This is a genomic window from Paenibacillus paridis (assembly GCF_006345825.1).
GTDB lineage: Bacteria > Bacillota > Bacilli > Paenibacillales > Paenibacillaceae > Pristimantibacillus > Pristimantibacillus paridis.
Window position 1 is genome coordinate 78,285 of record NZ_VCIX01000075.1, and the last position, 15,787, is coordinate 94,071.

General features: G+C 48.7%; 9 protein-coding genes. 2 read left to right on the forward strand and 7 right to left on the reverse strand.

Going from position 1 to position 15,787, the window contains the following annotated elements; all coding sequences use genetic code 11:
* Positions 1–22: 22 nt before the first annotated feature.
* Positions 23–445 (reverse strand): GNAT family N-acetyltransferase, encoded by a 423-nt coding sequence (locus tag FJQ58_RS06605; RefSeq protein WP_139991632.1) that lies wholly within the window; start codon positions 443–445, stop codon positions 23–25.
* Positions 446–810: 365 nt separating this feature from the next.
* Here FJQ58_RS06605 and FJQ58_RS06610 point away from each other — a divergent pair, with 365 nt between their 5' ends.
* A complete protein-coding gene (locus FJQ58_RS06610) occupies positions 811–1,422 on the forward strand; it encodes a superoxide dismutase (protein WP_139991633.1) in 612 nt (203 codons plus the stop codon).
* A gap of 128 nt (positions 1,423–1,550) precedes the next feature.
* On the opposite strand, the gene FJQ58_RS33160 is transcribed toward FJQ58_RS06610, so the two are convergent.
* Positions 1,551–1,673, reverse strand: a complete 123-nt coding sequence (locus FJQ58_RS33160) for a hypothetical protein (protein ID WP_274382318.1) — start codon at positions 1,671–1,673, stop codon at positions 1,551–1,553.
* A 375-nt stretch (positions 1,674–2,048) separates the two neighbouring features.
* Between FJQ58_RS33160 and FJQ58_RS32555 the strand changes: the two genes are divergently transcribed.
* Complete coding sequence (locus tag FJQ58_RS32555; protein ID WP_202915226.1) at positions 2,049–2,840, forward strand: hypothetical protein; 792 nt, start codon at positions 2,049–2,051, stop codon at positions 2,838–2,840.
* Positions 2,841–2,933: 93 nt separating this feature from the next.
* Here FJQ58_RS32555 and FJQ58_RS06620 read toward each other — a convergent pair whose 3' ends face one another.
* The 5 genes from FJQ58_RS06620 to araD all read right to left on the reverse strand — a co-directional run bounded on the left by FJQ58_RS06620 (position 2,934) and on the right by araD (position 15,677).
* Positions 2,934–4,052 (reverse strand): S1C family serine protease, encoded by a 1,119-nt coding sequence (locus tag FJQ58_RS06620; protein WP_139991634.1) that lies wholly within the window; start codon positions 4,050–4,052, stop codon positions 2,934–2,936.
* A gap of 12 nt (positions 4,053–4,064) precedes the next feature.
* The gene (locus tag FJQ58_RS06625) at positions 4,065–5,318 is read right to left on the reverse strand and encodes an FxLYD domain-containing protein (RefSeq protein WP_139991635.1); all 1,254 of its coding nucleotides are present in this window, start codon (positions 5,316–5,318) and stop codon (positions 4,065–4,067) included.
* A 372-nt stretch (positions 5,319–5,690) separates the two neighbouring features.
* Complete coding sequence (locus FJQ58_RS06630; protein ID WP_139991636.1) at positions 5,691–11,816, reverse strand: S-layer homology domain-containing protein; 6,126 nt, start codon at positions 11,814–11,816, stop codon at positions 5,691–5,693.
* 1,479 nt (positions 11,817–13,295) lie between these two features.
* Positions 13,296–14,966: a ribulokinase gene (locus FJQ58_RS06635; RefSeq protein ID WP_139991637.1), complete on the reverse strand. Its 1,671-nt coding sequence runs from the start codon at positions 14,964–14,966 to the stop codon at positions 13,296–13,298.
* 15 nt (positions 14,967–14,981) lie between these two features.
* On the reverse strand, positions 14,982–15,677 hold the full coding sequence (araD, locus tag FJQ58_RS06640; RefSeq protein ID WP_139991638.1) for an L-ribulose-5-phosphate 4-epimerase: 696 nt from the start codon (positions 15,675–15,677) through the stop codon (positions 14,982–14,984).
* Positions 15,678–15,787 lie beyond the last annotated feature (110 nt).

Consider the following 15,787-nt stretch of genomic DNA (forward strand, 5'->3'; position numbering starts at 1 on the left):
CATACATGCAGTAAAGTTCGCGTTAACCGGCTACAATGCTAAGCTTCTGAAACGACCGGATAAAATCGTTGGCTACATAGCCCATCGACTCATACAGCGGCAGAACAGGCTCATTGTGCTCGTCCGCGGTAATTAGTATCTTTGTGACATTGCGCTGTTCGAAGCGCTGGCGCAGTGACTGGATAAGCGTCTTGCCGATTCCTTTCCGCCTGTGGAGAGGAGAGACAGCAATTCGATAGTAATAACCTTTGTTATTATCTATCGTACCGATAATCATGCCCACAATTTCGGAATTTTCGACAGCGACTAGAACTAAATCACTATCCCATGACAATTGGCGGGCAAAAGCCTCCATCGTTTGTTCGTAGCACTCTTCGGTAAGAACATCCTCAAGCAGTGCTGTAATTGGTCGGTAATCGGACAACTGGAAGGAACGAACATTCATTAAAATTACACCTTCTATACCATGTCATAGTACTGCATTTAGAATATATTACGACAAATTTTAACGAAATCCTGCTTGTATCTTTAATATTCCTTAAAAAAATTAAACAAATCATCGATTATCTCCTGAAAACGCTTTATATTAAGCGCTTACACTGGTTTAATCGTTTTTTGTGTTAACGATACAGTCCTCTATGCCTAATTTGTATAATTTATCTAGGCCTGTGATACCCTAGGCAGGTTGTGTTCAAATTTTTATTCCCTTTATGCTTTACCGACTTTTGAAACAATAATGTTGATTTATTCGATCGGATAAGGGATAATGGACTTGGATAACTACATAAAACTTAGGAGGCTGTAAAAATAATGGCACATCAACTACCTGCTTTGCCTTACGCGCACAACGCACTTGAGCCGCATATCGATGCGACTACAATGGAAATTCACCACGGCCGTCACCATAACGCATACGTGACTAACCTTAACGCAGCTTTGGAGTCCGCTCCAGAATTGCAAAGCAAATCGATTGACGAGCTAATCGCTGACCTTGCAAGCGTACCTGAAGCTATTCGCACTGCTGTTCGCAACAACGGCGGCGGACATGCTAACCACAGCTTGTTCTGGGAAACTATCGCTCCTAACGCTGGCGGAGCTCCAACTGGCGCTCTTGCAGCAGCAATCGAAAGCGAGCTTGGCGGCTTCGAAGCTTTCAAAGCTGATTTCGCTAAAGCAGCAACGACTCGTTTCGGCAGCGGCTGGGCATTCCTAGCAGTAGCTAACGGTAAATTGAAAGTATACAGCTTGCCAAACCAAGACAGCCCGATCATGGAAGGCGAAACGCCAATCCTTGGCCTTGATGTTTGGGAGCATGCTTACTACCTAAACTACCAAAACAAACGCCCTGACTACATCGCGGCATTCTGGAATGTAGTAAACTGGGATGAAGTTGGCAAACGTTACGAAGCAGCTGTAAAATAATATCGTCTTTACCCAAAGGCGGCCCCCAGCAGAATTATCTGCTGACGGGCCGCCTTTTTTCGGATATAAGCCGATATTTCACTAATTCAGGATAGACCTTCACACCTCTCTCGAAAAATGCCAATTGATCAGTTCACCACCATCTCCAGACTCTCATCTATCTTGTCAGACCAGCTTAGCTCCTCTTCAGACCAACTTCCCTCCATCTCCAATAACACCGTTCGATCCGCTTCAGACAAACTTTCAGCCATCTCCAGACCAACTTCCCTTGGCTATGTTGTACACACGCAGGATAAATGCCCCTATTTCGCCCGATGCAGCTGCTAGCCTGCATTCCGTACAACATAGCTCATCATTTACCTGCCTTCGAACACCATTTCTGCTCATTCTGCTGCATACGTGCAGGATAGACTTGTCTTTTACGTTCTAAAGAGGAGGACTGCTGCAAATGTACAATATAGCCTCATCAGCAGTCTGGTTTTACGACAAAGCCATATAATCCCCTTAAACGAAAACCTTCCTAAGCTTGCTGCAACTATGCTCGTGAACACCACCTAGGCAAATGCCGCATACGATACAGTAGGATAAATGCCTATACTGTTTCATGAAGGAGTTTGAGTGCTTGTATGGAGTATACTTACGCTAACGAGCAACAATATCTTGTAAGGCCTGCTCCAGCCAGAACCGGCAGAAATTGCGGCTGCGGCGGACCGCGCCGCATGATTATGCCTCAGCCTGGCTTCGGACCAGGACCAGGGCCGTTCCCTCCTGGACCAGGGCCGTTCCCTCCAGGACCGGGGCCGTTCCCTCCTGGACCGGGGCCGTTCCCTCCTGGACCGGGGCCGTTCCCTCCTGGACCAGGGCCGTTCCCTCCCGGACCAGGGCCGTTCCCTCCTGGACCAGGGCCGTTCCCTCCTGGACCAGGGCCGTTCCCTCCAGGACCAGGGCCGTTCCCTCCAGGACCAGGGCCGTTCCCTCCTGGACCAGGGCCGTTCCCTCCAGGACCAGGGCCGTTCCCTCCAGGACCGGGGCCGTTCCCGTTTCCAATTCCGTTTCCGGTGCCTTTCCCACCCGGCCCCCGTCCATCGGTAACGGTCGTCATCAATGGAGGAGCAGCCTACCCAGGCATCACGCAAGCCTATCGCGTGCCGTTCCGGCCAGGCCTGAGCATCTATCAGGCGCTTGCTGAAACGGGAGTCGTCCGCTTTAATTTCAACGGGCAAATTGTATCGGTCAGCAATGTGCCGATCCGCGGCAATACGAGCTACAGACTGCTCTTAAATGGACGCATTATACCGTCCACCTTGCTTAGCTTCCCTGTTCAGCGCAACGATTCCGTTGCTATCGAACTGATTTTCAATCCTATTTTTCGAGAGGAAGACCCTAACACAGCCCAAATTAGTGCTGACAGCGATTAATGAAGAGCACTAGAGGGGTTTAATGAAATCCCCAGTAAAGACAAAAAACTCGAAAATGCCGTCACCCCAGATGGCCTTTTCGAGCTTTTTTCGTCATTTTATAGCTTTCCCTTTGCCGCTGAGCAGCTTTAATTGATCATTTTCGTAGCCCACCTCATAGGTGACCTGATACTTGCTTAATACATACTTGCCATCCACCCGCTCATCTACGGAAATAACCGCAATAACGACCGCTTTATCCTTTTTACCGTTCTTAACATGCATATTATCGATCACTACATTAAGCGTGCCTAAGTAGCCTTCCCTAAACTTCTCATAGCTCGTGCCTTCCTTCCAATTGCCGCCGAGCAGCGAGTATGCATACACATAATCGGCATTGTTCAGGCTGTCATAGAAGTGGGTAACGAGATAGCCCGCAAACTCTTCTACGGAAGCGTTCTCTTCAGGCCCGTCTTTATCATCCGAGGTTTCAATCTCGGGCAGCTCCTGCATCGGCTCATTGGACCACTGCTCCGCAAGTTCAATCACGTTCGCAATCGGAATACTAAACCCAATCGAACCTTGCTCGTAACCAGCGGAATTAATGCCCAGCACCGCCCCCGTTTTCTGATCTACAAGAGGACCGCCGCTGTTGCCGGGAGCAATGGGCGCCGAAATTTGATATAAATCGGAATACAAATACGGCTCAATCTCAAAGCTTCTGCCCAGGCCGCTTATGATGCCTGTCGTGACCGTATTTTGAAAGCCTAACGGACTGCCGACAGCCAGTACCTCGTCGCCTACCTCCGCCTTCTCATCTCGTACAACCTGCAAGGGCTCCGTCCCCGACAATTCTGGTACACGCACAACCGCGACATCCGTCTCTGTACTGATGCCAATGACTTCGCCTTCCATTTCACGCGCGTCTGCTGTTTTAATTTTTACCATGCGAGCCCCGGCTACGACATGCGCGTTTGTAATCAAGTCTCCCTCCAAATTATAAAGAAAACCTGAGCCCTGCTCGCCCTTATCCGTCTCAATCATAACAACCAGCTTCTGTGTCTCAAAAATAATATCCTTCAGCGACTTCGATTTCTTCTCTTCCGCGACCGCAAGGAGCGGTTTGCCAGCAAGCTGGCTTGGCACCTCGGCATGAACCGCCAGCGCAGCAGCCATCCCGCCGCATACGACAAGGGTTGAAACGATGGCGCTGAACCACACTCTTTTACTCATCTCACTGTCTCCCTAGTCTAAATACCAAGTCGCATGGTCAACGACGATGGTCGTATTTTCATCATTCACCCCATAAACGGTACTGGTCATGCGCAGGGTCTCGCCAGGCTGCACATATGCCTCCTTGTCCTGTGCTGTTCCGGTTCCGATCTCATGGCCCGCCGCATCAAAAACGGTGAATTTCACCGTTATGGAATAAATCGGACGGGTAGCTGCATTCTTCAGCTCAGCCTCCATATTCAAGTCGCCAAACTCATCCAGCGTGGAGTCGATTTTTACAACCTCTACGGCTGCCGTCTGGTTTTTCAAATCCTCTGCTGCCGCTTGCTGCATCGCATGCTCCAACCGCTGCTGCTCAGCCTGTTCAAAATCAATCTGTGCTTGGTTAATTTGCTTCTCAAGCTTCAATAGCTTCTCATTATCCTTAGCAAGCGAAAGTGCTTTGCCCGTTATCTCGAGCGCGGCAGTATAGCTTTTGTTCTTCATCAGCGTTTCTGCTTCCTTATAGCTGATCTCCACGATTTTTGCAACAATCTGCTCCTTCACTGCTGCAGCTTCTTCACCCTCTAAATGATTAGCGGCGTTAAGCTTGGCAGCAAGCTCATCGACCGAGTTCAGGTCTGCCAGCTCATCCGTCAGCTTCATTACGCCAAGCTTCATCATCAATTCGCCAAGCTGAACCTTCATCTTATCGTAAATCGGCTCCGTATGCCCCTTTAGCTCCTCTTTGGCCTGCTCCAGCAGCTGCTCGGCTTCTGCCAGATTCCGCTCTTCCAACCGTTTGCCGGCGGCTGCGACGTTAAGCGAAATTTCATCGACGTGGTCAACAATTTCTGCATCCTTCTGAATCGCCGCAAAGCCCGGGCGCGCATCACTTGCTTCCTTGAGCAGCGCCTTGGCTCCAGTATAATTTCCCGCAAGCGCCTCTTCCCTTGCCTTGCCTTGAAGCCTGATTACTCTATCATTAATTCCCGTTTGATATATATAGTAGCAAAACACGGAAGCAGCGGTCAGGAGAGTCAGCATAATCGGAATCAGCCATGCCCATACAGAGCCTCTCGCAGCCTTCCTTCGTGTAGTCGTTGGTATAATGGATGGCAAACTTTCTAATCCTATCTCCATAGCGGCACCAGCTTCCTTTATAGCCGCTGCATGCTCTGCCTGTGCTGCCGTTTCGGCATCTTGATCAGCCGAAAGACGCCTGCCGCACTGGCTGCAATAAATGGCATCGTCTGTGCGTTTCTTCCCGCAATGATGGCAATACACTTTCGTTCATCCCCCAGCTCCTAAATCTCTCTATGTACTTTTATCTATTCTATATTAAAAAGTAAATGATCTCCATTTTTAATTAGTGGAAAATTTCTAATCATTATTCTTGGGTATATAGCGATTATTAAGGCCGCCATCGTCCTCGATGACAAGAACCATATTCTGAGGACATTAGACTGACAGTCAAAAAAGAAATGGCTTCCCTTCCGCAGCAAAAGGACTGTATCCGTTACTCGATGAAATGAAATAAAACGTTTTCGCATACAGCCTATAAGTTCTTACATTTACAAAAAAACAGCCCGTTCCGGTCATCGACCAAAACAGGCTGTTTTTCAAAGTATTTTATCACACTGTTTATTTAAATCTATTTTATTTCACGCTATCGCTGACCGTTTCCAGCCATTTTTCACTTCCGTCTGCATTCCGCTCCGCTTTATGGGAAAGCGTCGCTTCCTGTACATCGCCGAAGCCCCAATGGTTCGCTGGCATATCCGGGAATAACGGAGCTAATCCCTGCAATGGTCCACGGTATAGCATGCGGTTAATCATCGTAACAGCCTCAACGCGGATAATCGCATTTTTCGGCTTGAAGCTGCCATCTGGATAACCGTTCAAAAACTTGCCGTTATACAAGGCTTCAATCGTGTTCGCCGCCCAGTGCCCGTTCGTATCCTTGAAGTGCGCCGTTGCCGGCTCGCTAACCTCAAGCTTCAGGAAACGCGCCATAACCGAAGCGAGCTCGCCTCTTGTTACGGCTGCGTCCGGACGGAACGTACCGTCTTCATAACCGCTAAAATAGTTGTGTTTTACAGCAATTTTAATGTAATTCGTTGCCCAGTGCCCTTCGCGAATATCGTTGAATGGTAAAGTGGAATCGATAGTCACATTCTCAGTCAACCTTGCAACAATTGCCGCCAGCTCAGCCCGGGTTAATGAGCCCTCAGGCTTGAATTCCTTGTCAGGATAGCCAAGAATATAGCGGTAATGCGTAAGCTCGCCAAAGCGTTCGGAGAACACGTTGATTTTTACCGATGACTTAATGGTTACGCCGTTAGCGAGAAGCTCGCCTGAAATATCAAAAGCCGTATCGGCTGCCTTCATCAGAGGCCATTCAAGCGTAATTTTGTAGCTTCCGCCTTGACCGCCAGCCACATTCGCAACTTTCCATACGATAGTCTGTCCAGTAACCGTACCGCCTGCAGCATCGATAATGACTGCGTCTGCTGGAATCGTTACTTTAATCTCGCCTGCGGCAAGTGTGCTGCTTGACGTGTTTTTGTATTCGACCGTTACTGTGGTCTTGGTTCCTTCTTTGACTTTGTTTTTATCTACAGAAAGAGTTAACGCCGGGTTCGCAGCAGGGGCAGACGCTGTGAATGGAGTCAGCTCCAAATCATGCCTCACGATCTCCCACTCTACCGAAAGAACTGGGCTTCTGTAGCTTTGATAGCCATTTTTCGTTACGAGCAAGTAGTAGTCCGTTTCCGGATATACCATATAAGCATAGAAGCCATGCGCGTCGCTAAGCTGCAGCGGACTTGCATTATCGTTAGGCGCGAAGCCTACCAATGCCGGTAGAACGACCTTCTCGTCCGGAGTGACTCCCTTGCCTTTATTCCGCGCCGTATCCGCATAACGGAGTTCAACCTCCGCACCCTCGATCACGGCTTTCGTGACCGCATCGGTAATCGTGCCGTAGGGATCGACAAGCGCTTCGGAAATATTTAATTCTCCTGATGCCGTTACACTCACCGCAGCGCGGCTAAAAGTGATCGTCTTCCCTGGCTCGATCTCATATCCGATCTCCAGCTCATACTCGCCAATAGCGAGTCCGTCAGCGTGGAATACGCCTTGGCCATTAAGCTCAAACGCTTTTGGAGAGCCGCCTTCAAGCACATAAGTGCCATCGGCTTTTTTGACATAAATATGAGTCTTGGCAAGCAGGTCGCCGCTGAACAGCGAGCTGGCTCCCGTTGGCTGTTTAAGCAGCACAATGCCGGTAACCGTCTTCTCGGAGTCGAAGTTTTCTTCGCCTGCACCCGTAACCTCGCCAACCTGTGCCTTCTGTTTGTAGGTAACCGGCGTCGGTACGCCTCCTACGTCAACCGTTTGTGATACTTCCAAATCGTAGGAAACATCGCCTTTAGGCACAACGACATAATAAGCGCCGCTTGCATCCGTGATGACCGTTTCATCAAAATCCACACCTGGCGTAATGATCCCGTCGCCATTGAGATCTAGCGTTACCCTAACGTTTGCTGCCGCAACCGGCGTGTTAGTATCGCCTTTGGTAATGAAGCCTTTCACTGCCGCCGGCAGGAATGTAATGATGACTTCATCCTGAGCCTTAAGCCCATGCTCTTTATTGTACACATTAGCTTGAATAGGGATCTGCTGCTCGCTAACGCCAGTGATTTGCAGAGATTTATACGTCACCACAGCTATGCCTTGCTCGTTCGTGACAGCTGTATTCCCGCCTACAAAATCCCCTTTGCCTGCTGGCGCGGTAAATACGACCGTAACGTCTTTAATTGGAGTACCGTCTGCATTCGTCAACACCGCTGAAAGGTCCGTTGTCGATTTGCCATCGCCTAGGATTTTATCTGGATTAGCGGATAACGACAGATTCGCTTTTACCACTTCAAAATGGTTATCCGTTAGCCTGCTCGAAAGCTCTCCCGTTAACGGCCTTTCCTCTCCATCAACCGCGGCAAAAGTAACCGTGTATAGATTGCCGACAGTATCTGCCGGGAGCAAATACGTCGTATTGATCCACTTCTTGTAGCCATCCGTGATAAATGTATCCGGGTTGGCAAGCGTCAGCGGAACGATCACGCCATTCACATTTGCGGTTACCCCCTCTGCGAGCCATGAGCTCACAGCTGCAAGCCCGAGCTGCTCGCCTGGGATGATTTTCACGGTAGGATCACCCTGTGCTTTGTCTCCCACCCAGCCGTCCAGCGACCTGTGAATATTAATGGTTACGGTAGCTGGTATATCGCCAGTCTGACCGTCTCCATCCGTGACATTATAAGTAAAGCTGTCCTGTCCTGAAATGAAGTTCGGATTCGGTTTATAGATCCAAGTATCTCCTGAAACATCATAGTCAGCCGGTTCAATGGTTCCTTTGGACGGATTGCTCTCCAGTCCATATACAATTTCCGTAACGCTCTCTTGATCCGTGCCTTTGAAAATAATAATAATATCGGTTGTGCCTTCCGTAACGTTAACCGTAATAGTCTCTGCCACCGGCTTGCCGTTGTAAGCAATGTTTACTTTGGCAGGCGCTTCGGACCATTGCTTGCCGTCGCTTCCCTTCCAATCAAACGTTACGGTATCGCCTTGCGGCAATGAAGCCGAAGGCTGGAATTTCAGAGTGTCCAGGTTTTGCGCCGCTATAGTAGTTGTATTTCCTGGCGCAACATATACCGATTCCCCTACAGAAGATGAATACCAAAGTGTACCTTTTGCATCAAAATCAACGGGAAGCGTAATCGATACCGCTTTGAGCGAATCACCGTCCGCATCGGTAAACCTTGGTGATTCTTTAAAATCTGTCTCTTTAAAACCTATGCTAATTCCGGAATTCCCTGCTTTGTTAATATCGCCAACTACAGGCGGTGTATTAATCGTAATCGTAACCTGCTGGCTATCCTTAGCATATTGCTGGCCATCCGAACCATTCCAGTCAAAGGTTACACTGCCTGTAACGCCTGGCGCTGGTACGAAAGCCAACTTGCCGAGGTCGCTTGCGGCTATCTCAAAGCCCGCATTCGAAATCTCGATTACCGATCCGTCGCCATTGCGAAGAACAAGCTTGCCCTTCTCCGCTGCCGGGAGCAATACAAGCTTAACTTTAGTCAAGCTCTCGTTATCCGAATCACTGTAAACACTGTTAAATTCAGCCGTAGCGAATGGCACTGTCTCGCCTTTCAAGCTGGATTTGTTAATCGGGCCAACGACTGGCGCAGCATTGGCTGTAATGGTGACCGCTGCATCAAGCGCAGCATATTTCACACCGTCATAGCCATTCCAATCAAAGTTCGCCATGCCTGTGAAGCCGCCTGGTGCGGGAACAAAAGCAAGCTTGGCCAAGCTATCGACATCGATTTCATCGCCAGCGGCAACCGCTGTTCCATCGAGCTGCAAAGAGCCTTCCGCAACATTCGGTAGGGTAACGATTTTCACGGCTGTCAGTCCCTCTGCATGGGAAGCTCCGTTTTCTTTCGAATAGTGGGTTTTGAAATCGTCAGCCGTAAAGCTGATCGGTTCGTATTGCAGCCCTGCTTTCGCGATATTGCTGACCACAGGAGCATTTGTATACGTAATGGTTACTTTGGCCGGGCTGAATGAAAATTGACGCCCGTCATGCCCGTACCAATCAAATACGACTGTGCTGTCATCAGCCAATTCCTCATCAGGCACAAAGCGCAAGCTGTTTAGCTCGGTCAAGCTGAGTAGAGCGGGCGTTCCAGACGCGATCTGCTTGCCTACGCCACCAGAGGTGTACAGCAGTTTGCCCTTATCGGCAAAGTTCGCAGGCAATTGAATCCGCACCTGTGACAATGCATCTTCATCCTCATCGGTATAAGCATCGGCATTAGCAAAATCGCTTGCCTTAAGCTCTACTGCCGTACCCGCAATCGCTGCAAACGAAATATCGCTTACGATCGGCGCGGCATTGATGTTGATGTTTACCCTGTTATTGTTTTTGGCATACTGTTTGCCGTCTGAACCGTTCCACTCGAACGTGACTTGTCCAAGTGCATCGCCTTCGGGGACAAAGCTCAGCTTGCCAAGATCAGCCGCATTGAACTCGTTGCCCGCCGCTACCTCAACGGCAGGGTTGTTGCCGTTTTTGAACCACAGCTTGCCCCGTTCCGCATTAGGCAATGAAATAATTTTTACTTTGCTTAAATTCTCTGCCGGACTCGTTGTATCTGTATAATGGCTCGTAAAATCCGCTGCTGTAAAAGCAAGCGTTGCACCTTGGTTAATGGTTTTCACGATTGCCGTTACAATTGGAGCGGCATTGGCTGTGATCGTCACCACAGCATCTAGCGCTGCATATTTTGTGCCGTCATAGCCGTTCCAATCGAACGAAGCCGTTCCTGTAAAGCCCGAAGCGGCAGGAACAAATGCCAGGTTGCCAAGGTCTGCCTTCACAATTTCGTCTCCGGCTTGAACGTCAACGCCTGACAGTTGAAGTGTTCCTCCGGCTGGAAGCGTGACGATCTTCACTTTTTGAAGATTCTCCGACTGCGCTTGACCGGTTAACCGATAAAATTGGCTAGTGAAATCCGTTACCGCGAAGCTCGTTGGCTCATATTGAAGCCCTGGCTTCGCAATATCTTTTACCGTAGGATCAAACGTGGAGAAGGAATAAATATGCTGCGCCTCTCCTGCATTCGTATACTTCTCCTGGCTGCGGCCCTCTCCGCGATCATCAAACAGGATGATGTTCACTGTGTATTCCTTGTTTGGGTTAATTGTGGAATCCGATATGGTGATCGCTTTCCAATCTGTCTTAACGCCGTTACCTGGTGTGGTGAACAATTTCTGTTCCAATCCCAAGTTTTTTTCGACCACTTCTCCATCTACCGTTCGCTTCTCAATCACGTTAACTTCGATGGAGTAGTTTTTATTGGGCAGCTTAGGAAGAAAACTCGTGTCGATCGTTACCTTTCCATTTTCCACCTTCACACTGGCATCCGTTATTTCGCCCGTTCTTTTTGAACCGCCGTCAATGATTAATTGTCCCCAATCGACAGTCATCTGCCAGTTTGTGTTTGGCGTTGTGCTGAGGCTCCGTAAATCCTTGTAAAAATGATGAATCGTGACGCCCACATAGTTATCGCCTAATGAGATGCGGTCAAAATCCTCTGGCTTAAAGGACAATACTGACGTATTCCATACGCTATCCTTGCCTGATAAGGTACCTAGATAAGCGCCTTCGTTAAGTTCTTTCTTATATCCTTGTCCGCTAGTGGGGATGCCTGATCCGGCAATGGCGTTCGTCCAAGCGCTCGTCGTAGGCCAAGTCGTATAAGACGGGCCGAAAGCAATATCAGCTGGATTTGACGAGAAATAGACTCGATCCCATTCGCCGTTTCCTACCGTACTTGTCGCCGTATCATACTCATCCACATCCAGCGCGCGAATCAGCAAATGAGCGCTCTTAGTCGGAAGGGCAGCTACATTCGCAATCTTGAATTCAACTGGATATTTGCTGTAGTTGTCAGCGGTTTGTTTGTTTTGGTTTTTGATACCGATATCGAGATCGCCATCCGCCGCCGTGCCTGCGAGTCCTCCACCCCAATTATCCGTATCCGTAAAATACGTCCCTCCGGAAGATTCAGACGCCGCTGCTGCCTGTGGAAGGCTTGTCAGGAAGCTCCCTGATAGCAAATTAACCGCTAACAGCAGCGCAACTGCACGCCTACCCCATCGTCTTTTTTTGTTGTCTTGTTCATTCTTCAGACCCGTGTGTTTCAAGCTTGTTTCCTCCTTGATTATGTAATGCCATTAACCGCAACTGGTGCCCGATCAGTTGCATTTCCCTCCTCCTTTCGTAATAGGACAATCGTCCCTATTTTATCAAGCGATTCTGTACATTTTCTGTACAAATCTGTCATTTTTCAAATATTTATGGAAGATGAACGTAAAAAGAGGCTTTGCATACCAAATTTGGTTTGCAAAGCCTCTTTTCTATGCTAAGCTATTTTTTCTTTCCGAGGATGCTGCTGCTGCTTATGGCTGGGATTGTTTTAGTCAAAGTGGGGGAACGAGCGGATTAGATTTACTTTTAGATTTTTTTCTCGCATAGCTAGCTAATTACTGGAAGTTTGGAGCCAATCTGCCGGATTAGATCTATTTATTAGATCTATTTCCTTATTTTCGGTCAGTTTGCATGAAATAGATCTATTTTTTAGATCTATCTCTCACCTCGACTACCTTTTTCTGCTCATTTGGAGCCACTCTGCCGGATTAGATCTATTTTTTAGATCTATTTCCTCATTTTCGGTCAGTTTGTATGGAATAGATCTATTTTTTAGATCTATGTCTCGCGAAGCTAGCTAGTTACTGGCCGTTTGGAGCCAATCTGCCGGATTAGATCTATTTTTTAGATCTATTCCCTTCTTTCGGTCAGTTTGTATGGAATAGATCTACTTTTTAGATCTATGTCTCGCGAAGCTAGCTAGTTACTGGCCGTTTGGAGCCACTCTGCCGGATTAGATCTATTTTTTAGATCTATTTCCTCATTTTCGGTCAGTTTGTATGGAATAGATCTATTTTTTAGATCTATGTCTCGCGAAGCTAGCTAGTTACTGGCCGTTTGGAGCCAATCTGCCGGATTAGATCTATTTTTTAGATCTATTCCCTTCTTTCGGTCAGTTTGTATGGAATAGATCTACTTTTTAGATCTATGTCTCGCGAAGCTAGCTAGTTACTGGCCGTTTGGAGCCACTCTGCCGGATTAGATCTATTTTTTAGATCTATTTCCTCATTTTCGGTCAGTTTGTATGGAATAGATCTATTTTTTAGATCTATGTCTCGCGAAGCTAGCTAGTTACTGGCCGTTTGGAGCCACTCTGCCGGATTAGATCTATTTTTTAGATCTATTTCCTCATTTTCGGTCAGTTTGTATGGAATAGATCTATTTTTTAGATCTATGTCTCGCAGAGCTAGTTAGTTACTGGCCGTTTGAAGCCCATATGCTGGATTAGATCTATAATTAAGCCTACTCCTTCGCTTTCGGCCCGTTCCCAGACTAAATTCATATCTTTGTCCACAATAATGAACTCTATTAAACAAGCCATGAAGGAAATACTCATCCGGAAGATATCATCAATCCCCTCCGTTGATAAGTATTCATTCATGGCTCAGTCAGTCTGATTACACCAGATCACCAATCATTAATAGAGTTGCATATTGAACATCCACGAGTGAAATCATCCCACCTGTGAAACAAGCTTACGCTTGTTCTTCCTTGATTGTCTTAAGGCGCTTCATTACATCGTTAGAGCCGCGGCCGTAGTAATCATGAAGCAGATTGTACTCGGCATACAGCTTCTCGTACACTGCAACGTTTGCCGGAATGGGCTTAAACGTTTCTTCGCGTACGCGAGCCATCTTCTGAGCCGCATCCACGATGTTGTCGAAGCCGCCTTTCGCTGCGCCAGCCGCTACCGCTCCGAACATCGCTGCGCCAAGCGCAGGTGTCTGCTTGGATGCCGCTACCTTGATTTCGCGATTCGTAACGTCTGCGTAGATTTGCATAAGCAGCGCGTTCTTCTGAGGCAAGCCGCCGCAAGCGTACAGCTCATTCACTTCCACGCCGTTACTGTGGAATGCATCGACGATTTTGCGCGTGCCAAAAGCTGTTGCTTCAAGCAGGGCACGGTATACCTCCCAAGGTTTCGTGAGCAGGGTTAAGCCTAAGATCGTGCCAGTCAAGTCCGTATCGACCAATACGGAGCGGTTGCCGTTCCACCAGTCCAGCGCAAGCAGGCCGGATTCGCCTACGTTTAGCTCATTAGCTTTGCGTGTCAAATACACATGCACGTTCTCGCCGGCCTTCTCCGCATCCTCCAGCACGTATGCTGGAACCGATTCCTCCACAAACCATTCGAAAATATCGCCAACCGCCGATTGGCCTGCTTCGTAGCCGAAGTAACCCGGGATAATGCCGTCCTCAACGACGCCGCACATGCCTTCGACTTCCTTCTCCTCGGTGCCGAGGAGCATATGGCAAATCGATGTTCCCATCGCCATAACCAGCTTGCCTGGCGTTACTACGCCAACGCCCGGCACTGCCGCATGCGCGTCAACGTTGCCAACAGCAATTGCCGTGCCTGGCGCTAGGCCAATACGGGCAGCGATGTCCGGCAGCAGGTCGCCAGCCTTCGAGCCAAGCGGAACAACTTCTCCGCGCAGCTTTGTTTCGGTCAGATTCTCTAGGCGCGGATCAAGCGCTTTGAAGAACTCCTTGCTCGGGTAACCTTCTTGCTTGTGCCACATGCCTTTGTAACCAGCCGTACAGCTGTTGCGAACGATATTGCCTGTCAGCTGTCCGATGACCCAATCGGTTGCTTCTACGAATTTATCTGCCGTCTCGTAGATCTCTGGCGCTTCGTTCAAAATCTGCCAAGCTTTGGCCATCATCCACTCGGAGGAGATTTTGCCGCCATAACGCGGTACCCATTTCTCTCCGCGCTGCGCAGCCATCTCGTTGATCAGGTTAGCCTCGTCCTGTGCGGCATGATGCTTCCACAGCTTCACCCAGCTATGCGGATTGTCCTTGTAAGCATCCTGCACACAAAGAGGCTGACCCTCTGCATCGATTGGCAGCATCGTACATGCCGTAAAGTCGATGCCTAGACCAATGACATCAGCAGGATCAATGCCGGATTCCTTCATAACGGCAGGAACAGATAATTCCAGCACTTCAATATAATCAAGCGGATGCTGAAGCGCCCAGTCATACTCTAGCTTAATGCCGGATACCGGCAGCTTCTCATCGATAACATGGTGTGTATAAGGGGTAACGTGCTCGGCAACCTCAGCGCCGTTCGTCAAGTCAACAAGAACAGCACGGCCCGATTGCGTACCGTAGTCTACGCCAATTGCATATTTTTTGCTCATTTATCCGAGTCCTCCTTATTTTTGACCGTAATAGGCATTCACACCATGCTTGCGCAAGTAGTGGCGATCAAGCAGCGCTTGGTCCATCGGCTGTACGTTCGGGTTAAGCTGGAACGTGTGCAGCGCCATTTTGGCTACCTCTTCCAGCACAACCGCATTATGAACCGCATTATGCGGGTCCTTGCCCCAACAGAACGGAGCATGGCTGTTCACAAGCACCGAAGGCACTTGATTAGGATCGATATCGTTCGACGTAAAGGTTTCCACGATGACATTGCCGGTTTCAAGCTCATAAGCACCGGTAATTTCCGCTTCTGTCATCGCCCTTGTGCAAGGAACTTCACCGTAAAAATAGTCGCCATGCGTAGTACCCAGCGCGGGTATCGCGCGTCCGGCCTGTGCCCAGCTTGTCGCCCATGGCGAATGCGTATGCACGATTCCTCCGATATTCGGAAATGCTTTATACAATAACACATGCGTTGCGGTATCCGAGGAAGGACGCAGGTTACCCTCAACAACGTTGCCGTCCAGATCCACAACAACCATCTGCTCCGCTTTCAACTCCTCGTAAGGAACGCCGCTCGGTTTAATAACCGCATAGCCGGATTCCCTATCGATGCCGCTTACATTACCCCAAGTAAAAGTGACCAAACCGTATTTCGGAAGGTCCATATTCGCTTCCCAAACCGCATGCTTCAACGCTTCCAACATGAGAATCGTTCGCTCCCTTCAAGCTTGCATCCCAATGTGTGCCCGTCTTGACTTATACGGACATTAACATCGAATACTTCTAATTTTATTATAAGTTGTACGTACAAGTG